This window comes from Ruegeria sp. I3, assembly GCF_056532525.1.
The window spans coordinates 751,584-775,816 of record NZ_JBQFNI010000001.1 but is presented as its reverse complement, the minus strand read 5'-3'; the positions used below and the strand labels follow the sequence as shown (position 1 = coordinate 775,816).

The 24,233-nt window shown below is 57.4% G+C and carries 22 protein-coding genes; 9 read left to right on the top strand and 13 right to left on the bottom strand.

Going from position 1 to position 24,233, the window contains the following annotated elements; genetic code table 11:
* Positions 1 to 10 precede the first annotated feature (10 nt).
* From ACR0L9_RS03975 to ACR0L9_RS03965, 3 genes are read left to right on the top strand one after another with little or no spacing between them, the layout of a single operon-like run.
* On the top strand, positions 11 to 1,222 hold the full coding sequence (locus ACR0L9_RS03975; RefSeq protein WP_170420896.1) for an acetyl-CoA C-acetyltransferase: 1,212 nt from the start codon (positions 11 to 13) through the stop codon (positions 1,220 to 1,222).
* Positions 1,222 to 1,710, top strand: coding sequence for a cupin domain-containing protein (locus ACR0L9_RS03970; protein WP_170420894.1), 489 nt, complete (start codon positions 1,222 to 1,224; stop codon positions 1,708 to 1,710). The genes ACR0L9_RS03975 and ACR0L9_RS03970 overlap by 1 nt, the downstream gene beginning before the upstream one ends.
* Positions 1,703 to 3,904 (top strand): 3-hydroxyacyl-CoA dehydrogenase NAD-binding domain-containing protein, encoded by a 2,202-nt coding sequence (locus ACR0L9_RS03965; protein ID WP_480894864.1) that lies wholly within the window; start codon positions 1,703 to 1,705, stop codon positions 3,902 to 3,904. Before ACR0L9_RS03970 ends, ACR0L9_RS03965 begins: the two co-directional genes overlap by 8 nt.
* Positions 3,905 to 3,957: 53 nt before the next feature.
* Here ACR0L9_RS03965 and ACR0L9_RS03960 read toward each other — a convergent pair whose 3' ends face one another.
* Both ACR0L9_RS03960 and ACR0L9_RS03955 read right to left on the bottom strand, forming a co-directional pair.
* On the bottom strand, positions 3,958 to 4,734 hold the full coding sequence (locus ACR0L9_RS03960) for a Hint domain-containing protein (protein ID WP_480894862.1): 777 nt from the start codon (positions 4,732 to 4,734) through the stop codon (positions 3,958 to 3,960).
* A gap of 209 nt (positions 4,735 to 4,943) precedes the next feature.
* Positions 4,944 to 5,882 carry a DMT family transporter gene (locus ACR0L9_RS03955; protein ID WP_480562360.1) on the bottom strand — a complete coding sequence of 313 codons (939 nt, stop codon included), beginning with the start codon at positions 5,880 to 5,882 and terminating at the stop codon, positions 4,944 to 4,946.
* A 147-nt stretch (positions 5,883 to 6,029) separates the two neighbouring features.
* Here ACR0L9_RS03955 and ACR0L9_RS03950 point away from each other — a divergent pair, with 147 nt between their 5' ends.
* Positions 6,030 to 7,043, top strand: a complete 1,014-nt coding sequence (locus tag ACR0L9_RS03950) for a hypothetical protein (RefSeq protein WP_170692747.1) — start codon at positions 6,030 to 6,032, stop codon at positions 7,041 to 7,043.
* Between the two features lie 3 nt (positions 7,044 to 7,046).
* Here ACR0L9_RS03950 and upp read toward each other — a convergent pair whose 3' ends face one another.
* The 7 genes from upp to ACR0L9_RS03915 form a co-directional block, all read right to left on the bottom strand.
* Positions 7,047 to 7,679: a uracil phosphoribosyltransferase gene (gene upp, locus ACR0L9_RS03945; protein WP_170391930.1), complete on the bottom strand. Its 633-nt coding sequence runs from the start codon at positions 7,677 to 7,679 to the stop codon at positions 7,047 to 7,049.
* A complete protein-coding gene (locus ACR0L9_RS03940; protein ID WP_170732891.1) occupies positions 7,676 to 8,662 on the bottom strand; it encodes an adenosine deaminase in 987 nt (328 codons plus the stop codon). The genes upp and ACR0L9_RS03940 overlap by 4 nt, the downstream gene beginning before the upstream one ends.
* Complete coding sequence (locus ACR0L9_RS03935; protein WP_480894860.1) at positions 8,659 to 9,870, bottom strand: phosphopentomutase; 1,212 nt, start codon at positions 9,868 to 9,870, stop codon at positions 8,659 to 8,661. The genes ACR0L9_RS03940 and ACR0L9_RS03935 overlap by 4 nt, the downstream gene beginning before the upstream one ends.
* The gene (locus tag ACR0L9_RS03930) at positions 9,867 to 11,174 is read right to left on the bottom strand and encodes a thymidine phosphorylase (protein WP_480894929.1); all 1,308 of its coding nucleotides are present in this window, start codon (positions 11,172 to 11,174) and stop codon (positions 9,867 to 9,869) included. The genes ACR0L9_RS03935 and ACR0L9_RS03930 overlap by 4 nt, the downstream gene beginning before the upstream one ends.
* A 4-nt stretch (positions 11,175 to 11,178) precedes the next feature.
* Positions 11,179 to 11,571, bottom strand: coding sequence for a cytidine deaminase (locus tag ACR0L9_RS03925; RefSeq protein WP_170391936.1), 393 nt, complete (start codon positions 11,569 to 11,571; stop codon positions 11,179 to 11,181).
* Positions 11,572 to 11,675: 104 nt separating this feature from the next.
* The gene (locus ACR0L9_RS03920; RefSeq protein ID WP_480894858.1) at positions 11,676 to 12,779 is read right to left on the bottom strand and encodes a cupin domain-containing protein; all 1,104 of its coding nucleotides are present in this window, start codon (positions 12,777 to 12,779) and stop codon (positions 11,676 to 11,678) included.
* Positions 12,742 to 13,446 (bottom strand): hypothetical protein, encoded by a 705-nt coding sequence (locus ACR0L9_RS03915; RefSeq protein ID WP_480894856.1) that lies wholly within the window; start codon positions 13,444 to 13,446, stop codon positions 12,742 to 12,744. The genes ACR0L9_RS03920 and ACR0L9_RS03915 overlap by 38 nt, the downstream gene beginning before the upstream one ends.
* A 196-nt stretch (positions 13,447 to 13,642) precedes the next feature.
* On the opposite strand from ACR0L9_RS03915, the gene ACR0L9_RS03910 reads away from it, so the two are divergent.
* The 3 genes from ACR0L9_RS03910 to ACR0L9_RS03900 all read left to right on the top strand — a co-directional run bounded on the left by ACR0L9_RS03910 (position 13,643) and on the right by ACR0L9_RS03900 (position 19,713).
* A complete protein-coding gene (locus tag ACR0L9_RS03910) occupies positions 13,643 to 15,916 on the top strand; it encodes an NADP-dependent malic enzyme (RefSeq protein ID WP_170401318.1) in 2,274 nt (757 codons plus the stop codon).
* 287 nt (positions 15,917 to 16,203) lie between these two features.
* A complete protein-coding gene (gene prpE, locus ACR0L9_RS03905) occupies positions 16,204 to 18,093 on the top strand; it encodes a propionate-CoA ligase PrpE (RefSeq protein WP_170594802.1) in 1,890 nt (629 codons plus the stop codon).
* A 180-nt stretch (positions 18,094 to 18,273) separates the two neighbouring features.
* A complete protein-coding gene (locus tag ACR0L9_RS03900; protein ID WP_480894854.1) occupies positions 18,274 to 19,713 on the top strand; it encodes an amidase family protein in 1,440 nt (479 codons plus the stop codon).
* Positions 19,714 to 19,984: 271 nt separating this feature from the next.
* Here the strand turns inward: ACR0L9_RS03900 and ACR0L9_RS03895 are convergent, their stop codons facing one another.
* A complete protein-coding gene (locus tag ACR0L9_RS03895) occupies positions 19,985 to 20,746 on the bottom strand; it encodes an NAD kinase (protein WP_170391948.1) in 762 nt (253 codons plus the stop codon).
* Between the two features lie 168 nt (positions 20,747 to 20,914).
* Between ACR0L9_RS03895 and glyA the strand changes: the two genes are divergently transcribed.
* The gene (gene glyA, locus ACR0L9_RS03890; RefSeq protein WP_170391950.1) at positions 20,915 to 22,210 is read left to right on the top strand and encodes a serine hydroxymethyltransferase; all 1,296 of its coding nucleotides are present in this window, start codon (positions 20,915 to 20,917) and stop codon (positions 22,208 to 22,210) included.
* Between the two features lie 68 nt (positions 22,211 to 22,278).
* Here the strand turns inward: glyA and ACR0L9_RS03885 are convergent, their stop codons facing one another.
* Positions 22,279 to 22,653: a hypothetical protein gene (locus tag ACR0L9_RS03885; protein WP_480894852.1), complete on the bottom strand. Its 375-nt coding sequence runs from the start codon at positions 22,651 to 22,653 to the stop codon at positions 22,279 to 22,281.
* Between the two features lie 89 nt (positions 22,654 to 22,742).
* Between ACR0L9_RS03885 and ACR0L9_RS03880 the strand changes: the two genes are divergently transcribed.
* Positions 22,743 to 23,501, top strand: coding sequence for an alpha/beta fold hydrolase (locus ACR0L9_RS03880; RefSeq protein ID WP_170732899.1), 759 nt, complete (start codon positions 22,743 to 22,745; stop codon positions 23,499 to 23,501).
* On the opposite strand, the gene ACR0L9_RS03875 is transcribed toward ACR0L9_RS03880, so the two are convergent.
* Both ACR0L9_RS03875 and ACR0L9_RS03870 read right to left on the bottom strand, forming a co-directional pair.
* Positions 23,502 to 23,687, bottom strand: coding sequence for a hypothetical protein (locus ACR0L9_RS03875; protein WP_170391965.1), 186 nt, complete (start codon positions 23,685 to 23,687; stop codon positions 23,502 to 23,504).
* 83 nt (positions 23,688 to 23,770) lie between these two features.
* The gene (locus tag ACR0L9_RS03870; protein ID WP_170391967.1) at positions 23,771 to 24,163 is read right to left on the bottom strand and encodes a rhodanese-like domain-containing protein; all 393 of its coding nucleotides are present in this window, start codon (positions 24,161 to 24,163) and stop codon (positions 23,771 to 23,773) included.
* Positions 24,164 to 24,233: the final 70 nt, after the last annotated feature.

Sequence of the window (24,233 nt, the reverse complement as noted above, 5' to 3'; positions counted from 1 at the left end):
AGAAGACCCCATGACCGAAGCCTATATCTATGACGCCCTGCGCACTCCGCGCGGCAAGGGCCGCAAGGATGGCAGCCTGCACGAGGTAACCTCGGTGCGCCTGTCCGCCCTGACCCTGAACGCAATGAAAGAGCGCAATAATCTGGAAGGCCACGCCGTTGAGGACGTGATCTGGGGCAACGTCACGCAGGTGATGGAGCAAGGTGGCTGTCTGGCGCGCTCGGCAGTTCTGGCTTCGGATCTAGATGAATCGATCCCCGGTCTGGCGATCAACCGTTTCTGCGCCTCGGGCATGGAAGCTGTGAACTTGGCGGCAAACCAGGTCAAAGGTGGCGCGGGTGAAGCCTATATCGCAGGTGGTGTCGAGATGATGGGCCGGGTGGCCATGGGCAGCGACGGTGCGGCGATTGCCGTTGACCCGTCTTTGGCGATGGAAACCTATTTTGTGCCGCAGGGTATCTCGGCAGATATTATCGCGACCGAATATGGTTTCAGCCGCGATGACGCGGATGCGCTGGCCGTTGAATCTCAGAAACGCGCTGCAGCGGCGTGGGAGGACAACCGGTTCGAGAAATCGGTCATCACAATCAAAGATCAAAACGGCCTGACCATTCTGGACCGCGACGAATATATGCGCCCCGGAACAGATATGCAGAGCCTCGGCGCGCTGAACCCGTCCTTTGCCATGATGGGTGAACAAATGCCGGGCTTCGACAAGGTTGCGATGATCAAATACCCGCATCTTGAGCGGATCAACCACATCCACCACGCGGGCAACAGCTCGGGCATCGTCGACGGTGCGGCCGCTGTGCTGATCGGTAATAAGGAGTTCGGCGAGAAATACGGCCTGAAGCCGCGCGCGCGCATCAAGGCAACTGCCAAGATCGGCACTGATCCGACCATAATGCTGACCGGTCCGGTTCCGGTGACTGAGAAAATTCTGGCCGACAACGGAATGAAAATCGGTGATCTGGACCTTTTCGAAGTGAACGAAGCCTTCGCCTCGGTCGTGCTGCGCTTCCAGCAGGCGTTCGACGTCGATCCGGCGCTGGTTAACGTCAACGGCGGCTCGATCGCGATGGGTCACCCGCTGGGTGCAACCGGCGCGATGATTATCGGTACGCTGCTGGACGAGCTGGAGCGTCAGGACAAGGAAACCGGTCTGGCCACACTCTGCATCGCATCCGGTATGGGCGCGGCAACAATTATCGAGCGCGTCTGATGCCCAAACTGGATCTTTCTCAGATACCGTTCAAAGGCGGTTCATCTTATCCCGGCAAGTTAGCCGAGGCCACCGCGGGTCGTTTTGTCCAGCGCGTCGGAGATGCAGGCGGGCTGACCCAATACGGGGTCAACATCGTACGTTTGGAGCCCTCGGGGCTATCCTCGCTGCGCCATTACCACATGGAGCAGGACGAGTTTGCCATCATGCTCAGCGGCAAATGCATGCTGATCGATGATGATGGCGAGCATGAGATGCTGCCCGGTGACTGCGCCGCTTGGCCTGCAGGTGAGGCCAATGGCCATCACCTTGTGAACAAAACCGACACGCCCGCAACCTTTCTGGTGGTGGGCACCCGGACCCCGACCGAGACCGGCTATTACAGCGATATAGACATGATGGTGAAAGATGATGAGAACGGATTCTCTTTCACTCGCAAGGATGGCAGCCCGCTGACGGCTGACCAGATTGGAGATGACAATGACTGATTTCACCCTCAGCAAAGACGCCGATGGCGTCGCCTTCATCACCTGGGACGTTCCCGGCAAATCCATGAACGTCCTGTCGCGCGAGGCCTTCACTCTGGTCGGTGATCTGATCGATCAGGCGCTGGCGGATGATGAGATCAAGGGCATCGTTATCACCAGTGGCAAAGAAGGGTCGTTTGCAGGCGGCATGGACTTGAGCACGCTCGCCACGATCCGACAGGAGGCCGGCGACGAACCCGCGCAGGCACTGTTCGATTTCGTCATGAGTGGCCACAACATCCTGCGTCGGCTGGAACTGGCAGGCATGGACCCCAAGTCCAAAAAAGGCGGCAAGCCGGTCGCCTGTGCCATCAACGGTACCTGTGCCGGGATTGGTACCGAGATCGCACTGGCCTGTCATCACCGCGTGATGACCTCGAACGCCAAGGCCAAGATCGGCCTGCCCGAGATTCTTCTGGGGATCTTCCCCGGCGGCGGCGGCACCATGCGTTACAGCCGTATGGTCGGCGCGATGGCTGCAGCTCCGGTGCTGCTTGAAGGCAAGATGATGGACCCGAAGAAGGCCAAAGGCGCGCAATTGATCGACGCGGTGGCGGATGATCCGGTTGCGGCAGCCAAGGAATGGGTACTGAACGCCAAGGAAGCCGATCTGGTAAAGCCGTGGGATGCCAAGGGCTACAAGATGCCCGGCGGCGCTCCCTACCACCCCGCCGGTTTCATGACCTTCGTGGGCGCAAGCGCCATGGTGAACGGCAAGACCCAAGGTGCCTTCCCGGCGGCCAAGGCTCTGCTGAGTTCGATCTATGAAGGCGCATTGGTTGACTTTGACACCGCCTTGAAGATTGAGGCGCGCTGGTTCACCAACGTGCTCATGAACCCGTCTTCGTCAGCGATGATCCGGTCGCTGTTTCTGAACAAGGAGGCGCTGGAGAAAGGCGCAGTGCGACCCAAGGATGTACCCGATCAGCGGGTCAAGAAGATCGGCGTTCTGGGTGCCGGCATGATGGGGGCTGGTATCGCGCTAGTCTCGGCACAGGCCGGGATGGAGGTCGTTCTGATCGACCGCGATCAGGCGGCTGCCGACAAGGGCAAAGCCTATAGCGAAAGCTACATGGATAAAGGGATCAAGCGCGGCAAAGCGACGGCTGAGAAGAAAGAAGCCCTGTTGGCCCGTATCACCGCCACGCCCGATCTGGAGCACCTGAAAGGCTGCGACCTGATCATCGAAGCCGTGTTCGAAGACCCCGGCGTCAAGGCTGAAATGACCAAGAAAGTCGAGGCGATCATCCCCGAGGATTGCATCTTTGCGTCGAACACCTCGACCCTACCGATCACAGATCTGGCCAGGGCCAGCATACGGCCCGAGCAATTCATTGGCATCCACTTCTTCTCACCGGTCGAGAAGATGTTCCTGGTCGAAATCATCAAAGGCAAGGAAACCGGTGATCGTGCTGTCGCCAAGGCGCTGGACTATGTGCGCCAAATCCGCAAGACACCGATCGTGGTCAATGACGCGCGCTTCTTCTACGCCAACCGCTGCATTATTCCGTACATCAACGAAGGTCTGCGGATGATCACCGAAGGCGTCAGCCCTGTTCTGATCGACAATGCGGCGCGTCAGTTGGGCTTCCCCGTAGGACCCATTCAGCTGAACGACGAAACCTCGATTGACCTGGGGGCCAAGATCGCCCGCGCTACTAAGGCAGCTATGGGCAACGCTTACCCGGAAAATCCGGGCGATGATCTGATCTTTTGGATGGAAGAACAAGGTCGTCTGGGTCGCAAGGCCAATGCAGGATTCTTCGACTATGACGACAAGGGCAAACGCGTCGAGTATTGGAAGGGCCTGCAGGACAAATACCCACATGCCGCAAACCAGCCCGACCTGATCGAAGTGCAGGAACGTCTGATGTTCGCGCAGGTTCTGGAAGCCGTCCGTGCGCTGGAAGAAGGTGTTCTGGAAGATATCCGCGAGGGCGACGTGGGTGCGATACTTGGCTGGGGCTTTGCGCCGTGGTCCGGTGGCCCGCTCAGCTGGTTGGACATCATTGGTACGCCCTACGCCGCCGAACGCTGCGATCAACTTACCGAAGCCTATGGTGAGCGCTTTACCTGCCCGCCGCTGCTGCGCGAGATGGCGGAAAAAGGTCAGAGCTTCTATGGCCGCTTCAACCCCGAAGCACAGGCCGCCTGAACAAAGACAGCAGGCGCATGAGCCCATGCGCCTGCTTCATACTCAAACACCTACTATTGCAGCTGCCATTCAGGCCGCAGGAACAGCGCAGGCATATTGGGCCGCCCCGGTCGCCCGGGTCGACGTACGCCCAATGCCGGTCGGATCGGGAAAATTGGCTCTTGCGGAATGGGTGCAGGTAACGCAGCCAACGGGTTGGTTAAAGCCGAAAGGTTCCCTTTGCCGGTCACGGCCTCGATCAGAAGATCGGCGTGTTCAGCATCCGCGACTTCATAGGCCTCAGGGTTTCGACTTGACCCGGTATTCATGCGACCGGACGGGCAATAAGCCTGAAATCCGCCCTCGATAAAAACCAGCTCATCCTCGTCAAAGAATAATGACGTGACATCGAATGACTGCGCAGGCGTGCTGGACTCAATACGCCCCACCCCGCTGAGCGTTCGAGCTGGAATGATCGAAATCCCCTCGATTCCAACGCCAAGCTTGCCTTGATCCAATGCCATACCCTGTTCCGGCATCAGCCAGACTGGGCGCCCATTATAAGCTGCTCGGGATGGCACAAGGATCGGCAGATGCTCGGGCCGACGCTCGTCTCCAGCCACAACAATGCGGTCGACGCAAACGCGCCTCAGTTCTTTGAACCCATGGTCCCGTGTCCGCACCAGATCGCCTGCAACCAGTCTTTCAACCCGTTTCCAGCCCCCTGTTGTGGACACTTTGGTTCCGTGCAGCAATCCCCCACGACGCGCTGATGCGGCCTGTCCCACAAAGGCCTGTCGGCCTTTCACTTCACGTTTCGAATACCCCGAAACACTCACTAACTCTAACACGTGCCGTCCCCCTGTTGGCACCTTCACACAACTCAGAAGGTCTTAGAGTTGTGCCTCAATTGGACTTAGTTTTGCCACATTTGAGGCCAAATTAGGTCAGTTTCGCCGCAATTTACTGGTTTTGAATAAACAAATCAGTATTCCGAGCGAGCTTTGATATGCATTTCGAAACGATGCTAAGAGGGATACAAGCCGATTCTATTCCGTTCTTACTGCGCCGCATGCTGTAGCGAGGATAACCGCCGCTCCCGCCACCCAAGCAGCACTCCGGCAGAGGCGATCATGCCAATGCCGATGATTTGCATCTGCCCGACGGACTGCCCAAACGCCACCCAGGCAAAGAGCGGGCCAAATATCATGACCGAGTATTCAAAGACTGCGACATATGATGGCTCACCCAGTTGATAGGCTTTGATCAGCATAAAAACGGCAATTGTTGAGCCCACGGCCTGAACCACAACCCAAGGCAACGCGTCTTGCATCGGCCAAACCCAACCGCGCATCGCGAAGCCATCCGGCCCGACTGGCACGTCAACCGGAAACAGGGCAAGCCAGATCAGTCCGATCGCCCCCGCAAGCCCCAGTGTGACAACCATCGCCGCCAGCAGCGCAACAGTGCTTTCATCGGAACAGTGGGTGCGCGTTACAACAGCGCTGAGTGCGTAAAAGAAGCCACCAGCGACTGGCAGCAGCGTCTTTACATCAAACGATGTCGGGTCCGGTTGCAATACGCACAGAATTCCCGAAAACCCCAATAAAACAGCCACGATCCGCCAGGGACCTATGCGCTGTTTCAACAAAAGGGCCGAAATCAACAGCACGAATATCGGCGATGTGAATAACCCGGCAAGCGCCTGAGCGATGGGCATCAATGCCAGCGCGCTGAAATAGAAGAGCATCGCCAGCGTGATCAACACGCTGCGCACCGCGACGACACCAATCCGCCGGGGCCTCAAGGTGCCCAAACCCAATATCGACAACACCGCGATCAGCGGCAGCATCAGTAAGGCGCGACTTAGGTGAAACTGCCAAAGCCCCACGCTCTCGGCCACGCGGATCACGAAATTGTCGATCACGCCGATAATGGACATGGCCGCAACCATCAGCAACGACGCCATGATTGAATGGGTTTGTTGTTGTGACTGCATCCGCGCCTCTGCCCTTAATCAGCCCGTTCTGGCCGAAACTTACCCGGCACACTCAGCACATTTCACAAACACTGCGCAACAGGTTTGCGCCGCTGGTTTTCGCCATGCTAAGCTTGGCGCAAAATAATATTCGAGCAGCATTACCCGATGACCGCACTCAAACAGTACCAGCGGATCGAAGCCACCGGTCTGTGGCGTCCCTCGCCCGATGAGCAACGGCGCGAAGTAGTCGTATCGATTGGTGAAGCCACTCTGACGATTTCTGACTTCAATGACAGCGCGCTGACCCATTGGTCGCTGGCGGCGCTAGAGCGACAAAACCCCGGAACCTATCCCGCGATATTCAATCCCGACGGCGATCCCGGCGAAACACTGGAGCTTGCAGAATCTGAAACCACAATGATCGAAGCAATTGACCGGCTGCAGCGCGCCATCGACCGTGCCAGACCACATCCCGGACGGCTGCGTTGGCTCAGCGTTGCAGGGGTTGTGCTGGCGGTTTTGGCGGTGCTTTTGTTCTGGCTACCCAGTGCATTGCAGCGCCATGTTGTTTCGGTAGTGCCAGAGGTCAAGCAACAAGAAATCGGCGATGCAATCCTGCAGCGGATCGAAAGGGTATCAGGCAAGGCTTGCTCTTCGCCTGATGCGCAAGCGTCGCTGGATCAGCTGGCGCGCCGCACCGGTGTCCGCCAAGTCGTGATCCTACCAGCAGGTCTGCCTGACAGCCTGAGCCTGCCGGGTGGAACCGTACTGCTAAACCGGGCACTGGTCGAAGATCACGAAGACCCAGCCGTTGCCGCCGGATACATCATAGCCGCGCGCGCGCGGGCAACTCAGCAGGAACCGCTGGACGATCTGTTGGACCGTACCGGCCCGAGTGCCGCATTTCGGTTGCTGACTACCGGCGAATTGACGCCCGAGATCGTGGACACCTACACCGAGCAGGTTCTATCCGGTCCACAGCCGCAGCTAAGCGATGACGTGCTGCTCGCGGTTTTTGCACAGACCGCCCTGCCCTCGACCCCATACGCTTATGCGCTTGATATCACAGGCGAGTCCGTTCTTGGATTGATAGAAGCCGATCCGATGGCGGGTCGTACTTTGGAACAGGTACTGCCCGACCGCGATTGGGTCCGGCTACAGAATATCTGCGGGCAATAGCACCTATTTGGTCCCGAACATCCGATCCCCGGCGTCACCTAGTCCAGGCATAATGTAACCCTTTGAGTTCAGCTCACGATCCAGCGCGGCCGTGACGATTTTGACATCTGGGTGCGCCTCTTTCATGCGCGCGACGCCCTCGGGGGCAGCCAGCAGGCATAGAAAGCGGATATCTTTCGCCCCCTGCTCTTTCAGCAAATCAATGGCCGCAGCCGAGCTGTTGCCGGTTGCCAGCATCGGATCAACAGCAATGACCAAACGGTCCGTTAAACCCTCGGGAGCTTTGAAATAGTATTGGACCGGCTTCAGCGTCTCTTCATCCCGATAAAGCCCCACGAACCCCACTCGGGCAGAGGGGATCAGCTCCAGCACGCCGTCCAACATCCCGTTTCCAGCCCGCAGGATCGATACCAGCGCCAATTTTTTGCCCGCCAGAATGGGTGCGTCCATTTCTTCCATCGGGGTTTCGATATGGCGGGTGGTCAGCGGCATCTCGCGGGTGACCTCATAAGCCAGCAAAAGCGTGATCTCGCGCAGCAACTGCCGGAACACAGCGGTTGAGGTGCCTTTGTCCCGCATGAGCGTCAATTTGTGCTGCACCAATGGGTGGTCGACGACGGTCAGGTGATCGCTCATGATGTCTCCAGTCTTTTCTTGACCCGCGCGCGCGTCTCTTCATCGCAAAAGGCCGCGTTCAGGGCTGTTTCATTCAGGGCAGCAAAATCTTCGGCTTGCCAGCCGAACGCTGCATTCAGCATCTCATATTCGCGCCGCATCGTGGTATGAAAAAACGGCGGATCGTCAGTGGATACCGTGACGTTGACGCCTGCATCACGCAATTTCGCGATGGGATGGGCGGCAAAATCAGGAAACAGTCCCAGGACCACGTTTGAACCAGGGCAGACCTCAAGCGTAGTGCCCCGATCAACTAACTCGTACACAAGATCCGGGTCTTCGATGGCGCGGACGCCATGGCCTACGCGCTCGACCCCCAGATCACGGACGGCATCCCGAACACTCTCTGGACCGCCAAATTCACCGGCATGGGTCGTCAATCGCAACCCAGCCTCGCGCGCGCAGTCAAAGGCCCATTTGAAATCGCCCTGCGTTCCGACGGATTCGTTGCCGCCCATTCCAAATCCGGTAATCCAGTCACCTGCGGTTTCAGCCGCACAATGAGCGCTGGCCTTGGCTTGCTCGGGTCCAAAATGGCGCACGCAAGTGATGACACCACGCAGGGTGATCCCGAATTTGCGCTCGGCCTCGTCTGCGGCGTCCTGAATCGCAGTCAGGTAATCCTTCCATGCATGCAAATCGCCACCGCCGCAGAAATCCGGGCTAAGGAATGTTTCGGAATACACCACACCATTCGCGGCGCTCTCTTCCAGAATGGCCAGCGTCAGGCGGCGGAAATCTTCGGGCGTTTTCAGCACCTCGCACGCAGCCTCATAAACGCTAAGGAAATGGGCAAAGTCGCGGAAATCATAAGAGCCGTCGGGTTTGAATATCCCGCTCAGGTCCACTCGTTTCTCATGGGCCAGTTGGCGTATGAAGCTAGGCGGAGCGGCGCCTTCATGGTGCAAATGTAATTCGATCTTAGGCAGGTCAGCGACTGTCATATAAAAGTCCTTCCCGGCCCTTGCACCGGTATGTTCAGGTGGTGCGCGATACTGGCGGCGATATCGGCAAAGTTCACGGGACCGATCTCGCCCATGCCCTGCCCTGCGATCAGCACGGGCACTTGTTCACGGGTGTGGTCAGTGCCGCTCCAACTGGGGTCGTTGCCGTGGTCTGCGGTCAATAGCATCAGATCACCGGGGCGCAGTTTTTGTAGGATCGCGCCAATTTCACGATCGAACCATTCCAGCGCACGGGCATAGCCGCTGATATCGCGCCGATGGCCATACAGACTGTCGAACTCGACAAAGTTTGCAAATGTCAGACTGCCCTCTTCCGCCTCATCAACGAGGTCCGAAAGGTGGTGCATCAACTCTGCGTCCGAACCCTTTCGCAGCGTGTCGATCCCCTGCATTGAAAATATATCGCCAATCTTGCCCACCGCATGCACACGGCGACCGGCATCCTGTGCCCAATTCGTAAGAACGGGTTCAGGTGGAACGATGGCAAAATCCTTGCGGTTGGTTGTACGGGTGAACCCCTTTTCGGGCGTTCCGACAAACGGCCGGGCGATAACGCGGCCCACTTTCATCTCGTGCAATCGCGGCGCAAGGGTGCGGCACATATCCAGCAGGCGGTCGAGCCCAAAGCTGTCTTCATGGGCGGCAATCTGGAATACGCTATCGGCAGACGTGTAGCAGATCGGCCAGCCGGTACGTATATGCTCGGCCCCCAGTTCTGAGATGATCGTCGTCCCCGAAGCATGGCAGTCGCCTAATATTCCGTCGGTCCCCGCTGCCTCGGCGGCAGCCTTGCTTAGCGTTTCGGGAAACGCTGGCTGACGATCCGGGAAATAACGCCAGTCCCATGGCACAGGTAAACCCGCCAGTTCCCAATGCCCTGAGGGCGTATCCTTTCCCGGAGAATATTCACGTGCGCAACCCCACAAGCCCGTCGGCGCGGCCTCAAGGCCCGGCGTCGGTGCGCCCGAGGCCAGACGGGTCGCCGCCCCAAGCCCCATGGCATCCAGGTTGGGCAGTAGCAACGGTCCTCTCCGCCCTTCTTCCGCACGCCCCTCGGCACAAGCTTGTGCTATGTGGGCCAATGTATTCGCGCCTGTATCGGGTTTGGTGCCGTTGTAAAACTGATCGGCATCCGGCGCGCCGCCGATACCCACCGAGTCCATCACCACAAGGAAAGCGCGGCTCATGCGCAGATCCTTTCATGGATTTGCGGCGGTTGCGCGACCAGTTCGTCACTCAGCGAAATAGCATCCAGTACCACCGCCGCAGCCCTTTGCGCCGCATCTTCCCGCCCCGCATGAACAACCGCCAACGGAGCGCCTTTGGTCACCTTATCTCCGACCCTCAGAATGCCCGACAAGCCAACCGCCGGATCAATCTCATCGCTCTCGATCTGGCGCCCACCGCCTAGGGCCACGACTGCGAGGCCCAGCGCCTCGCCATCAATAGACGAGACAAATCCGCCATGCGGAGCATGAACTTCCCGGATCACATTGGCCTCCGGCAAAAACCGATCCCATGTGTCAACGAAATGCACCGGTCCACCCACGGCAGCCATCATGCGTCCGAACCGTTCGGCTGCACGACCATCGCGGATCACTTGGGCTATACTGGCGTTTCCTTCCTCTGCCGTAGCGCACATACCGGCATCCGCCATGAGAACGCCCCCCAACTCGGCCGAGATTTCCGCCAAAGGCGATCCCTGCCCGCTGGTTAGCGCCTTCATCACCTCAGCCACCTCCAGCGCGTTGCCCAGCGCGGACGCAAGGGGCTGACTCATGTCGGTGATCACGGCGGAAGTCCGGCAACCAGCGGCATTAGCCGTTTCGGTCAAGGCCTGTGCCAAATTGCGTGCCTCATCCAGCGTCTTCATGAACGCGCCGCTGCCCACCTTAACGTCCAGAACCAACGCATCCGGGCTAGCCGCCAGCTTCTTGGACAGGATTGATGCCGTAATCAGGTCAAGGCTCTCCACCGTCGCCGTCACATCGCGCACCGCATACAGCCGCTTGTCCGCAGGGGCGATCTGGCCCGTTGCCCCCACGATGGCTGCCCCGGTGTCTTTCAGCACTTGCGTCAGTCGCGCCTGCCCGATCTGAGTGGTCACTCCCGGTATGGCCTCGAGCTTGTCCAGAGTGCCCCCGGTATGGCCCAGACCACGCCCCGAGATCATCGGCACATACGCCCCGCATTCCGCCAAAGCCGGGGCAAGCAGCAGGCTGACGCAATCGCCGACCCCACCGGTCGAATGCTTATCGACCACCGGCCCGTCCAAATCCCACGTCAGCACCTCGCCGCTGTCGCGCATGGCAACAGTCAGATCAGCCCGCCCATTGGCCCCCAGACCGCCCATACAGACAGCCATCGCAAACGCCCCGGCCTGCGCGTCACTGACGCCACCATCGGCCAGGCCTTGCGCGAACCACATTAGTTCGTCACGAGTTGGCACCTCCTGACGGCGAAGTTTGGCGATGATCGAGCGCGCATCCATGAAGTCAGACATCCTCCATATGCGACGCGTCGAACGCACCGGGCAATAGATCGGCAATCGTGGTTTTGGTTTCCAGACCATCAACCGTCGCCATCGTAACGACCACATCCCCGTTTCCGAATTCGGCCAGTTTCTGACGGCATCCACCACATGGGGGCACCGGCTGCGGGCTGCTGGCGACCACGTAGACCTCGGTCAGTTCTTTTTCACCAGCGGCGACCATTGCCGCGATTGCCCCGGCCTCGGCGCACGTACCTTCGGGGTAAGCAATATTTTCGACATTGCAGCCAAAATAGATCACACCTGAACTGGACCGGATCGCCGCCCCGACCTTGAAATTCGAATAAGGCGCGTGGGCATTTTCCCGAACGGCCAAAGCTGCATCTTTCAAAGACATGGCGAATCCCAATTTTTGATCATCTGGTCAGAATATCATACCCTACTGGAAAGCGACGTGGGAATTGAAGCCCCCTTGACGCCATTATCCACTTCTTCTTGGCCCTAACCCAACGTCGTGTTGAAGGTCCCCGGCAAAGTCACCTCAAGCAGTTCCACATCCTGCGAGGGGTCTGACAGCCGTGTTCGCATTCCCGGCGGGATGACGAAGGCATCGCCTTGTTCCAACCGATAGGGCTCGCGCCCTTCACCCTCAAGAGTCACCTCGCCGGTCATCACGAAGGTAAAGTGTATGTCGGTGTCGTGGCTGGCCCATTGAGGGTTACCCTCGCCCCGGCGCACGACCTGAACGCCCGCCACGCCTTTGGTATTCTCGGCAATCGTCGTGTCACGGCAGATGTAACCGGGCAAGCGGAATGGCACCCAGTCGGCATCATTGGCTTGATTGTAAACGAACCGCTGCCCATCCCATTCCCGATCCGGACGGAAATGCGGGGTGGGCAGTTCCATCTCATGATCAATCTCCGTGACATGCTCGGCTGGGACACCAATCTCGATCACCTGAACGTTGTCTGACGCTTCCAGCACGCGGTGGCGGATTTCAGGCGGCTGAATAAAGCAATCGCCTGCCGTCAGGCGCATCTTGTCGCCCTGATCTTCGTAGACCACATCGACCCAGCCGTGGATGCAGAAGATCAGCTGAAATCCGACTTTGTGGAAATGCACCATATCGGGCACAGGACCACCATCTGGGATACGTATATGGCTGGCGATAATCGATCCGCCAAGCCGGTCCGGCACGAGATCGCGATAATGCATCCCTGCCCGTCCAATGATCCACGGCGCCTGATCCTTGAGCCTACGGACTACAAAAGAGTGGACCGTATCCGGCATGACCAGCGGCGGGTTCAACTCGTCAATCTCAATCCGGGTGCCGTTTGGGGCTACAAGACTTCGTTGACCTTCTGCAAAACCATCTGGATCGGATGTCAGAATGCGCAACGTTCCCGCCGCTTCAGCTGCATCTTTCTCGATCCGCAAGCGCAGACCGTGACCAGAGAACACGGCAACCCGAGGGTCATCTGCCGGATAGATCATATCCATCCGCATCCCCAGTACCTTGGTATAAAACGGGATATCGTTGCGCAGTTCCTGCGTCGGCAGTCGGATTTCAGCGCGCGTGAGGGATTCGCCGGTATTGCTGGTCATTCTGTTTCTCTTCGGATTTTGGTTTTGGCCATCCGATCAGAACAGCAGCCAAAATGCCAATCGAAAAGTACATCTCCAGCGTTTCTTCCATCACGAACAAACGTGTAACCATCGCAACCGAAAGGTATTCGTCGAACAATCCGCTGATTTCCTCAAGAAGCTGAGCCAGCACCGCAACACTTCCGGCCAGGAAAAAAATCATCAGAAAAGGCGCGCGGATTTTAAGTGCCTTAATTCCGTTCGGTATCCCATGCCAGAGCAAACCACCAATGACGATCGCAGCCAAAACGATCCTTACTGCAGTCACATCAAGCAATAAATCAACCCAGTTTAGCACCACGAAAGGCGCGCTGCCTTCTGTGTACGCCTCCGGCTCCAATTCGCGCTCGGCCAACAGCAGGCAGACCACCGCGATGTAAAGCCGCGAGACGCCTCGGAAGCGTACCAACGCGACCAAACCGGCAGCCAGTAACGCAGAGGCCGATATCGTCTCAATCAACCCGCCTTCTTGGATGAAGGTTGCTGCCGGTTGGTGCCAAATCACAACTACGCAAAGAAATGAAACCGCCGAAACAAGCACAACAAAGAAGACATTCCGATTGGCACCAATCCTGATTGAAGGGTTGGCAAATTGCGCACTAGCACAAGCTTTGTCTTCATGACGCATGATAAGTTCCGCCGCTTCTGGTGTCCGTCGGGTTCCCCGGAATTGGCTGTACATAAAAACGATGCAGCAACTCTCAACCAACGTTTCGTTAACGTATCCGTGAGGCCGGTCTTTGACTGCGGTCCGAGGCGACATAGCCAAGCGCTGAGAAATAGTTTAACCATCAAACGAATATTGGAACGGAGTTGTATTACCGATGTCTGACACACCGAACCTGAGACAGGCCGCGCTTGACTATCATGCGCATCCAAAGCCCGGAAAGCTTGAGATCAAGGCAACCAAACCAATGGCAAATGGTCGGGACCTTGCGCGGGCATATTCGCCAGGCGTCGCCGAAGCCAGTCTTGAGATAAAGGACAACGCCGCCAACGCTGAGAAATACACGGCCCGCGGCAATCTTGTTGCAGTTGTGTCAAACGGCACCGCAGTTCTGGGCCTTGGGAATATAGGCGCATTGGCCTCGAAACCGGTGATGGAAGGCAAGGCCGTCCTGTTCAAAAAGTTCGCAGGCATCGATTGCTTTGATATCGAGGTGGATCAGCCTGACCCAGAAAAGCTGGCAGATATCGTCTGTGCTCTGGAGCCCACATTTGGCGCGATCAACCTTGAAGATATCAAGGCACCGGATTGTTTTATTGTCGAAAAACTGTGCCGGGAACGGATGAACATCCCGGTGTTTCATGACGATCAGCACGGCACGGCAATCGTTGTTGGTGCCGCAGCGAAGAACGCCCTGTATGTGGCAGGAAAGAGCTTCGAGGATATCAAAGTAGTTTCGACCGGCGGCGGTGCTGCCGGGATCGCCTGCCTCAGCATGTTGGTGAAGCTCGGCGTCAAACGCGAGAATATCTGGCTGTGCGACATTCACGGGTTGGTCTATGAAGGTCGCGCCGAGGATATGAACCCGCACAAGGATCAGTTCGCGCAGAAAACCGATCTGCGCACTCTGGATGATGTGATCGGAGGTGCCGATCTGTTTCTGGGGCTGAGCGGACCAAATGTGCTCAAGCCTGAGATGGTCGAGAAGATGGCCAAGACCCCGATCATCTTTGCGCTGGCCAACCCAACTCCGGAAATCCTGCCACAGGCGGCGCGCGAAGTTGCCCCTGACGCGATCATTGCGACCGGTCGCAGCGACTTTCCGAACCAAGTGAACAACGTGTTGTGCTTCCCGTTTATCTTCCGAGGTGCCCTGGATGTGGGCGCGACTGAAATCAACGACGAGATGCAGATCGCCTGCGTCGACGGCATCGCCGACATGGCGCGCGCGACAACCAGCGCCGAAGCCGCGGCGGCCTATAAGGGTGAGCAGCTGACTTTTGGTCCAGATTACCTGATCCCAAAACCCTTTGACCCGCGCCTAGTGGGGGTCGTTTCGTCATCGGTTGCACAGGCTGCTATGAAGAGCGGGGTCGCAAAACGACCCATTGATGACCTCGAAGCCTATAAAGAACGCCTGAACCAGACCGTGTTCAAATCTGCACTGTTGATGCGGCCAGTGTTCGAAGCCGCTGCCGTCGCATCGCGTAGAATTGTCTTCGCAGAAGGCGAAGACGAACGTGTTTTAAGGGCTGCGCAAGCGATATTGGAAGAAACCACAGAAACCCCGATCCTGATCGGGCGACCGGACGTGATCAGCGCACGGTGCGAGAGGCTGGGCCTGACAGTACGACCGGGGCAGGATTTTCAAATCGTGAACCCTCAGGACGATCCCCGTTACTACGATTATTGGAATTCGTACCATCAAATAATGCAGCGTCGGGGGGTCACTCCGGATCTGGCCAAAGCCATCATGCGGACCAACAATACCGCCATTGCAGCAATCATGGTGCATCGCGGTGAGGCGGACAGCATGATCTGTGGCACTTTTGGTGAGTATCGCTGGCATCTTAACTATGTCGAACAGGTTCTGGATGATGGCGATTTGCGCCCGCATGGCGCGCTTTCGCTGATGATCCTGGAAGATGGCCCTCTGTTCATTGCAGACACGCATGTAAGACAATTGCCGACACCAGAAGAACTTGCCGAATCCACCATTGGAGCTGCTCGTCACGTGCGGCGGTTCGGGTTGGAACCCAAGATCGCATTTTGTTCGCAATCGCAATTCGGCAATCAGGCCGAGGGATCAGGCAAGCGGCTGCGGGCTGCGCTTGAGATTCTCGATTCCGAGCCACGCGACTTCAGCTATGAAGGCGAGATGAACCTTGATCTGGCTTTGGATCCTGAATTGCGTGCACGTATCTTCCCGAACTCGCGTTTGGAAGGCTCTGCAAATGTCCTGATCTTCGCCCATGCGGATGCGGCAAGCGGTGTGCGCAATATCCTTAAGATGAAAGCGGACGGGCTTGAGGTAGGTCCAATCCTCATGGGAATGGGAAACAAGGCGCATATCGTAACGCCCTCGATTACGGCCAGGGGACTGCTGAACATGGCGGCCATCGCAGGTACGCCAGTCGCGCACTACGGATAAGCCCAGCGCCTATATCATTACGTATACATGACCGGGCACCAGATTAGGTGCCCGGTTTGATTCTGTTAGCGCTAGAACATTTGCAGCAATAAATTTGCAGATTTGCAAATCTTTGCGTGTGACACTCAGAAATCTGCTCAGATCAGAGGATTTGCAAAAATTTGCAAGCCAAACTGCAAGTTTCTGCAAAGATTTTGCGATAAACTGACGCGCCGTTATGCGCATCGCTTGCTCGAAACACCCACGATGCCTAACACATAGCTCAAGGAATTTGGGAGGAGGCCATCATGGCATATCAGGACGTCTACGAGAGCTGGAAGAACGACCCCGAAGCATTCTGGATGGATGCAGCCAAGGGGATCGATTGGGTTCAAGCGCCCAGCAAAGCTCTGTTTGACGACAATGCGCCTCTTTACGAATGGTTCAGCGATGCCAAGGTAAATACCTGCTGGAACGCCGTTGATCGCCACGTGGAAAATGGTCGTGGTGAGCAAACCGCGATCATCTATGACAGCCCCATTACTCATACCAAACGCGAAATCTCATACGTCGAGTTACGCAATCGGGTTGCTAATCTGGCTGGCGCGCTCCGTGCAAAAGGTATTGAGAAAGGTGACCGCGTCATCATCTACATGCCTATGATCCCCGAAGCGCTGGAGGCAATGCTGGCTTGCGCCCGGCTAGGAGCAGTGCATTCAGTGGTATTCGGCGGCTTTGCCAGCAACGAACTGGCCGTACGTATCGACGATGCGAAACCCAAGGCGATCATCGCCGCCTCGTGCGGGATGGAGCCGGGACGCGTTGTGCACTACAAACCTCTGCTGGATGGCGCGATCGATCTGGCCACCCACAAACCCGAGTTTTGCGTAATATTCCAGCGCGAGCAGGAAGTCGCACAACTAATCGAGGGGCGCGACGTCAACTGGCACGGTTTCCAATACGGTACGGAGCCCGCAGAATGTGTACCAGTCAGCGGCAATGATCCAGCCTATATCCTCTATACATCCGGCACCACTGGTGCGCCCAAAGGCGTCGTGCGCCCGACTGCCGGCCATCTGGTCGCGCTGAACTGGACGATGAAAAACATCTACAATGTCGATCCGGGAGATGTGTTCTGGGCGGCTTCGGATGTCGGCTGGGTCGTTGGCCATTCCTATATCTGTTATGCCCCGCTGATCCACGGCAACACGACGATTGTTTTTGAGGGCAAGCCCGTCGGAACACCTGACGCCGGAACTTTCTGGCGCGTGATATCCGAACACAAGGTCAAAAGCTTCTTCACCGCCCCAACCGCCATTCGTGCCGTAAAACGCGAAGACCCAAGCGCAGAATTGATGGCGAATTACGATCTATCCTGCCTTAAGGCTCTGTATCTTGCAGGAGAGAGGGCTGATCCAGATACGATCATCTGGGCGCAGGATGCGCTGAAAGTTCCGGTCATCGATCATTGGTGGCAAACCGAAACTGGCTGGACCATCGCTGGCAACCCGCTCGGAATCGAAGAGCTTCCGGTCAAGCTGGGATCACCTGCCAAGCCTATGCCGGGCTATGACGTTCAGATTCTGGACGAGGGCGGCCATCCTATGAAACCGGGCGAGTTGGGCGCGATCGCAGTCAAGCTCCCGCTTCCGCCAGGCACATTGCCAAACCTGTGGAATGCCGAGGCGCGCTTCAGAAAATCCTACCTTGAGCATTTTCCCGGCTACTACGAAACCGGTGATGCGGGCATGATCGACGAAGATGGGTATCTCTATATCATGGCCCGTACCGATGACGTGATAAACGTCGCCGGGCACCGACTTTCGACGGGAGGGATGGAAGAGGTGTTGGCCGCTCACCCCGATGTGGCAGAATGCGCTGTGATTGGGGTATCTGATCAACTGAAAGGCCAGATGCCTGTCGGTTTCCTGTGTCTGAATGCCGGTTCCGATCGGAATCACGCGGAGGTGGTAACCGATGTGGTCCAGATGGTTCGTGACAAAATCGGCCCAGTCGCTGCGTTCAAGAAAGCAGTGGTGGTGGATCGTCTGCCCAAGACACGCTCGGGCAAGATCCTGCGTGGTACGATGGTGTCGATCGCGGATGGCAAGGCGTATAAAATGCCTGCCACAATCGATGACCCAGCAATTCTGGACGAGATCACGGTGGCCCTGCAAACTATCGGCTACGCGCAGTAATTTCACGGTACGATCAAGCGGAGCGCCTTACGGCGCAATCGATTTGCGCTGTCGCGCGTGCGCGAGGCTCTGCCTCGCGCTCCGAGATATTTTTGGCCAGATGAAGGTTGGATCCGTTTTGCGATTGCGGGGCTTGTCATTGGGTCCTCCTCACCTCAGTTTGAGGTGAGGAGGACGAGCATGACACAGGGCGATATCTGGCGTTTTGATGCAACAGAATTGGCTGCGCTGACCCAATCTGGCGAGTTGAGCGCAGAAGAGGTGATCAGTGATGCATTGGAGCGGATGTATCAGGTAAATCCCTCGCTGAATGCTGTCGTGGACGATCTGGGCACAGAAGCGTTAGAGCGTGCATCTGCGCTTGATCAGGCGCGCCGCAATGGTGCCTCGGTTGGGCCGCTGCACGGGGTCCCCGTGACCATAAAAGTGAATGTCGACCAGAAGAACCATGCCACTACAAATGGTGTGGTTGCCTTGAAGGATGTCATTGCCCCTGATGACGCCCCGGTGGTTTCAAACTTGCACAATGCGGGGGCCATTGTCATCGGGCGGACCAACACGCCCGAATTCTCGTTCCGCGCTGACACGGATAATCCACTTCATGGGCGCACGCACAATCCTTGGGGCCGCCATATCTCGCCCGGTGGGTCGTCCGGGGGCGCGGGGGCTGCGGTCATGGCGGGCATCGGTGCCCTGGCTCATGGCAACGATATCGGAGGCAGTCTGCGCTTTCCGGCAGCGGCTAATGGCGCAGTTACGGTGAAACCGGGGCTGGGCCGCGTACCCGCCTGGAACCCCAGCCAGAAGGCAGAACGTGGGATGCTGGCACAATCGATGTCGGTACAGGGCTTGATCACAAGAAGCGCAAAGGACTTGCACCTTTCGATGCCCACCCTGATCGCCCCGGACGCCCGCGACCCCTTCCATGTGCCAATGCCTTGGCGCGGCGCGGGGCCGGACGTCCCAATCAAAGTTGCGTTCACCAAAAATACGTTCGAATACGCTTTGCACCCCGAAGTGGACAAAGCGCTAAGTACCGCTCGGGAGGCGCTGGTAGATGCCGGATATATAGTTGAAGACATTGATCCGCCGGATGTGTTCGTATGCGGGCGCATCGGCTATCGCGCGCTGATGGGTGAAGTGCTGACGTTGATGAAAAACGATATCGAGGCAGCCGGGTCTCAAACCATCCGTGATATTTTCGAGGTTTATTTTCAGGAGTTTCCTCCGATCGTAGGCGACGAACTGATTCAGGCGTTGGCACAACGCAGCCATTATGCGCGCCAATGGTCGCTATTCATGCAGAAATATCCTTTGGTCCTGTCTCCATTCCTGCCGCAGCCGTTCTTTAAACCTGATCGCGATACCGAAGGTGCGGAAGGCGTTCATGAGGTGTTAGGATGCGCGGTCTATTCTTATGCGATGAATTTCCTCGGGCTGCCCGCCGCCAGCGTTCCCGCACGCTTGGCCGAATTGCCGAATGGGCCGCAACCGATCAATGTTCAGATTGCTGCTCGACGCTGGCGTGAGGACATGGCGGTGGATGCAGCGGTCGCGATCGAAGCGCGTGTGGGGCAGATGGCTCCGATTCTGTGGGATCGAATGAGCGCGCAAACCTGAGACATCGTCACTCAGGCCTCACAAATGAAATAGACCCCGGGATTTTGTCCCGGGGTCCGCATACTAAAATATGCCCGGATTAAGATGACGAGCGTAGCACCACCCACCCTCGCCAGCGCGAAAACTGCGCAACCATTCGAAAACACCTTTAGATGGCCACTCACTTCCACCTCGGCGTGTTCTCCGGGCAACTTGAAGTTAACAAACCCTTATCGCGTTGCATGTGAACTGGTTCACACAAGCGGTGGAAAAATGATCAACACGCTGAGATTTAAGTAAATTGTTCGGAGATCAATCGTTCTTCCAGGCCGTGGCCAGGGTCAAATAGAATACGATGCTGGATCGCAATCTCAGACCTGATCTCGACCCAATCGATATCCGGAAACGATATGGAATCGGCCGCAACGATAACCGGGCGTTTGTCAGCCTCGATCACATCGAATCTGACTTTCGCAACTTTCGGCAGCAAGGCGCCACGCCACCGCCGGGGGCGAAACGCGGCGATTGGCGTCAATGCCAGAACGTCCGCGCCAATGGGTACAATGGGTCCGTGAGCGGAATAGTTATATGCGGTTGAACCCGCCGGCGTGGCAAGCAATGCACCATCACACACGAGTTCGGCCATACGTACCCGCCCATCCACGCTGATCCGCAGCCGCGCTGCCTGCGGCCCCGCGCGAAGCAGCGAAATCTCGTTGATTGCAAGTGCTTGGTGCTTTTGGCCCGCCTGGTCCATTGCAGTCATCGCCAGTGGATTGATGACTTCTTCCTCTGCCTCTGCTAGCCGGGCCATCAGATCAACTTCGGCATATTCGTTCATCAGAAACCCGATGGTACCGCGATTCATTCCGTAAACCGGCTTGTCCAAGTGCTGGACGCCCTGCAACGTCTGAAGCATGAAGCCATCACCACCCAGCGCCACCACAACATCTGCGTCTCTCGGCGCTGCATTTCCGTAGCGCGCGACAAGCGCATCCCGGGCGGTCTGCGCAACCTTGGCATCGCTGGCCAGAAAGGCGATTCTCTTTGTCATGTTTTATAGTTTCCAGTGCTGCACATTTGGTTCCGAAACAAACATACCTTTCCGCAATAGGCCAGAGTTGACGCCATAGAGGGCCATTTCGTCGCTTTACAACCTTTCTGACACACGTCGTTTCCGATAGGAAATCCGCCAGATACACCCCAGCCATGCGGAGCGCACATGAACGCCAATCTTCGTGACAACGGATTTTTCACCCAGTCCCTCGCGGATCGTGACCCCGAGCTGTTCGGCTCGATCACATCTGAATTGGGCCGCCAGCGCGACGAGATCGAACTGATCGCCTCGGAGAACATCGTCTCTGCCGCCGTGATGGAGGCGCAGGGCTCGGTCATGACCAACAAATATGCCGAAGGTTATCCGGGCCGCCGGTACTATGGCGGTTGTCAGTTCGTCGACATTGCCGAGAACCTGGCTATCGACCGTGCCAAGCAGTTGTTTGGGTGTGAGTTTGCCAACGTCCAACCGAATTCGGGATCGCAGGCGAACCAAGGTGTATTTCAGGCGCTGATCAAGCCCGGTGACACCATTCTGGGAATGTCGCTGGATGCAGGTGGTCACCTGACCCATGGTGCGGCACCGAACCAGTCAGGCAAGTGGTTCAACGCGGTACATTATGGCGTGCGCAAGCAGGACAACCTGATCGACTATGATCAGATCGAAGCGCTGGCAAAGGAACATAACCCCAAGCTGATCATCGCCGGAGGCTCGGCCATCCCGCGCGTCATCGATTTTGCCCGCATGCGTGAAATCGCCGATATGGTCGGCGCCTATCTGCATGTGGATATGGCCCATATCGCCGGTCTGGTTGCCGCAGGCGCGCACCCTTCGCCCTTCCCGCATGCGCATGTGGCCACCACCACCACGCATAAAACCCTGCGCGGCCCGCGCGGCGGCATGATCCTGACCAATGATGAAGCGATTGCCAAAAAGGTAAACTCGGCCATCTTCCCGGGCATTCAGGGTGGCCCGCTGATGCATGTGATTGCTGGCAAGGCCGTTGCCTTTGGCGAGGCACTGCGTCCTGAGTTCAAGGACTATATCAAGCAGGTCGTTGTGAATGCGCAGGCCCTTTCAGATCAGCTGATCAAGGGTGGCCTGGACACGGTGACCCACGGCACCGATACCCATGTGGTTCTTGTCGACCTGCGCCCCAAAGGCGTTAAAGGCAACGCAACCGAGAAAGCTTTGGGGCGGGCACATATCACCTGCAACAAGAACGGTGTGCCGTTCGACCCCGAAAAGCCGACGATCACCAGCGGTATCCGTCTGGGCTCGCCCGCCGGAACCACCCGCGGTTTTGGTGAGGCCGAGTTCCGCCAGATCGCAGACTGGATCATCGAAGTGGTCGACGGTCTGGCCGCAAATGGCGAAGACGGAAACGGTGCGGTCGAAGCCAAAGTCAAAGCCGAAGTCGCCGAACTTTGCGCGCGCTACCCGCTTTATCCGAATCTCTAATCCGATACGGACTTAAAACAGAAAACGGCGCCCTGATCGGCGCCGTTTTTCTTTGAGGCCAGCAGCGTTCAGATATACCCGCGCCATCGTAGTACGAATACAGCCAACGCCGCCAACACGATCAGGCCCAACGCAAGCGAGCCAAGAAAGCTCAGGAACCATCCCCAACGTCGATCTGCCAGATTGATCGCGTTCAGGTGGCCTTGCACCTCGTCCGACGCTTTTTCGAGCCGGGGCATATCCAAAACCATCCGCAGTTTGGGATGCTCGGCCATCTGCTCGGCCTCTGCCAGAACCAAGGCCTGTTTATAGACCTTGCGCGGCAAACGCCGCTTCGCGCGACGGGCCGAGGCAATCAGGGTCTTGTCTTTCACGCCAAGCTTTTTACGCAGCAACCGAATGGTCTCTGCGATCCGGGTCTGGATATCGATTTCCTGCGTCATTGGCGCCTCCTGACGGGACAATGTAGCCGCGCGTCACACCGGCGACAATGGGGCTGGTTGTTCCGCGCGGTGACGCGTATCACAGAAGCATGCTGAATACGATCATCCATGGCGACCCGACCGATCATCCGCCCCTGCTGATAGCGCATGGCCTCTATGGTTCGGCGCGCAACTGGGGAGTCATTGCGCGGCGACTGTCGGACGAAAGACAGGTGATTGCCGTCGATATGCGCAATCACGCCTACAGCTTTTGGGATGCTCAGCATGGCTACCCAGATTTGGCGCATGATCTGGCAAAGGTCATCGACAGCGTTGGCGGCATCGCCGATATCGTCGGGCATTCCATGGGTGGAAAAGCTTCGATGGTGCTGGCGCTGGAATATGGCGATCTGGTGCGCAAGCTGGTCGTCGCAGACATCGCACCAGTGGCATACAGCCACAGCCAGATTCAATTCATCGAGGCAATGCGGGCGGTCGATATGTCCCGCGTTCAGCGTCGTTCAGATGCCGAAGCACAGCTGGCCGATCTGGGCGTCGAAAAGGCGCTGCAGAGCTTTTTTACGCAGTCTTTGGATGTTGAGGGGGGCCGCTGGCGGCTGAACCTGGATGTACTGGCCAGCGAAATGCCAAAGATCATGGGCTTCCCCGAGATTTCGACCCATTGGGACGGCCCTGCTCTGTTCCTGTCCGGCGCAGCATCAGATTATGTGCTGCCCGAACACCGAGAGCAGATTCGCACCCTGTTTCCTGCAGCTCGCTTCGCCAAAATTCCCGGTGCGGGGCACTGGCTGCACGCCGAGAAACCCCGCGAATTCGAAGCTGCAGTCAGGACCTTCTTGAACGCTTAATCAAGCGCCTTGATACAGGCGTTTTGCCACCAGCCACGACACCGGCGCGGCAACAACCGCCCCTGCTGCTGCGGCGGAAACGATGGCCATCCAGGTCACCATTCCAACCGCTAGGACCGCAATCACGGCAGAACCCGCGATGGCTGTGGCGATCAAAGAATAAAGCGTGGCTGCTAGGCGTATCATGGCCAGTATCCTGTGTTTAAGCTTCTGGCCTTTACATTACAGCAACGGAATATGTGTGACTTTGATTTGGGTCAGATATGTAGCTACATCCCGCGATCCATGGGCCCGGTCGCCTCACCACCGCCATTCACCCAATCCGCAAAGCCACCCAGATTGTAGACGTGTAAATATCCCATTTCCTTAAGCAGTTTTCCAGCCAGCGCTGCCCTTCCGCCAGACGCACAATGCAGGATGATCACCCGATCCCTGCGCAGTTCTGCATCATGGGAAGGCAACTCGGGGTCGGCCCGAAACTCCAGCATACCGCGCGGGATATGATGCGCACCGACCGCGCGCCCTGTCCTTTCCAGTTCAGGCGCATCGCGAATATCCAATAACAAGGCACCCTGCCCGATCAGTTCTTTGGCCCGGCTGGCGTCGATACGCTCAACCACCGCGTTTGCAGCTTGCATCATGTCTTTGACCGTCAATGGCATTTGCGCCCCTCCAGGAAATGAATCCGTGAAAGGCTAACATGCAGAAAATTGAAGGTGTAGACATTCAGAC

Excerpts from the sequence above, each read along its gene's own strand:
- ACR0L9_RS03975 (WP_170420896.1), top strand. The coding sequence starts at position 11 with ATGACCGAAGCCTATATCTATGACGCCCTGCGCACTCCGCGCGGCAAG.
- ACR0L9_RS03970 (WP_170420894.1), top strand. The coding sequence starts at position 1,222 with ATGCCCAAACTGGATCTTTCTCAGATACCGTTCAAAGGCGGTTCATCT.
- ACR0L9_RS03965 (WP_480894864.1), top strand. The coding sequence starts at position 1,703 with ATGACTGATTTCACCCTCAGCAAAGACGCCGATGGCGTCGCCTTCATC.
- ACR0L9_RS03955 (WP_480562360.1), bottom strand. The coding sequence starts at position 5,882 with ATGCAGTCACAACAACAAACCCATTCAATCATGGCGTCGTTGCTGATG.
- ACR0L9_RS03950 (WP_170692747.1), top strand. The coding sequence starts at position 6,030 with ATGACCGCACTCAAACAGTACCAGCGGATCGAAGCCACCGGTCTGTGG.
- upp (WP_170391930.1), bottom strand. The coding sequence starts at position 7,679 with ATGAGCGATCACCTGACCGTCGTCGACCACCCATTGGTGCAGCACAAA.
- ACR0L9_RS03940 (WP_170732891.1), bottom strand. The coding sequence starts at position 8,662 with ATGACAGTCGCTGACCTGCCTAAGATCGAATTACATTTGCACCATGAA.
- ACR0L9_RS03935 (WP_480894860.1), bottom strand. The coding sequence starts at position 9,870 with ATGAGCCGCGCTTTCCTTGTGGTGATGGACTCGGTGGGTATCGGCGGC.
- ACR0L9_RS03930 (WP_480894929.1), bottom strand. The coding sequence starts at position 11,174 with ATGGATGCGCGCTCGATCATCGCCAAACTTCGCCGTCAGGAGGTGCCA.
- ACR0L9_RS03925 (WP_170391936.1), bottom strand. The coding sequence starts at position 11,571 with ATGTCTTTGAAAGATGCAGCTTTGGCCGTTCGGGAAAATGCCCACGCG.
- ACR0L9_RS03920 (WP_480894858.1), bottom strand. The coding sequence starts at position 12,779 with ATGACCAGCAATACCGGCGAATCCCTCACGCGCGCTGAAATCCGACTG.
- ACR0L9_RS03915 (WP_480894856.1), bottom strand. The coding sequence starts at position 13,446 with ATGCGTCATGAAGACAAAGCTTGTGCTAGTGCGCAATTTGCCAACCCT.
- ACR0L9_RS03910 (WP_170401318.1), top strand. The coding sequence starts at position 13,643 with ATGTCTGACACACCGAACCTGAGACAGGCCGCGCTTGACTATCATGCG.
- prpE (WP_170594802.1), top strand. The coding sequence starts at position 16,204 with ATGGCATATCAGGACGTCTACGAGAGCTGGAAGAACGACCCCGAAGCA.
- ACR0L9_RS03900 (WP_480894854.1), top strand. The coding sequence starts at position 18,274 with ATGACACAGGGCGATATCTGGCGTTTTGATGCAACAGAATTGGCTGCG.
- ACR0L9_RS03895 (WP_170391948.1), bottom strand. The coding sequence starts at position 20,746 with ATGACAAAGAGAATCGCCTTTCTGGCCAGCGATGCCAAGGTTGCGCAG.
- glyA (WP_170391950.1), top strand. The coding sequence starts at position 20,915 with ATGAACGCCAATCTTCGTGACAACGGATTTTTCACCCAGTCCCTCGCG.
- ACR0L9_RS03885 (WP_480894852.1), bottom strand. The coding sequence starts at position 22,653 with ATGACGCAGGAAATCGATATCCAGACCCGGATCGCAGAGACCATTCGG.
- ACR0L9_RS03880 (WP_170732899.1), top strand. The coding sequence starts at position 22,743 with ATGCTGAATACGATCATCCATGGCGACCCGACCGATCATCCGCCCCTG.
- ACR0L9_RS03875 (WP_170391965.1), bottom strand. The coding sequence starts at position 23,687 with ATGATACGCCTAGCAGCCACGCTTTATTCTTTGATCGCCACAGCCATC.
- ACR0L9_RS03870 (WP_170391967.1), bottom strand. The coding sequence starts at position 24,163 with ATGCCATTGACGGTCAAAGACATGATGCAAGCTGCAAACGCGGTGGTT.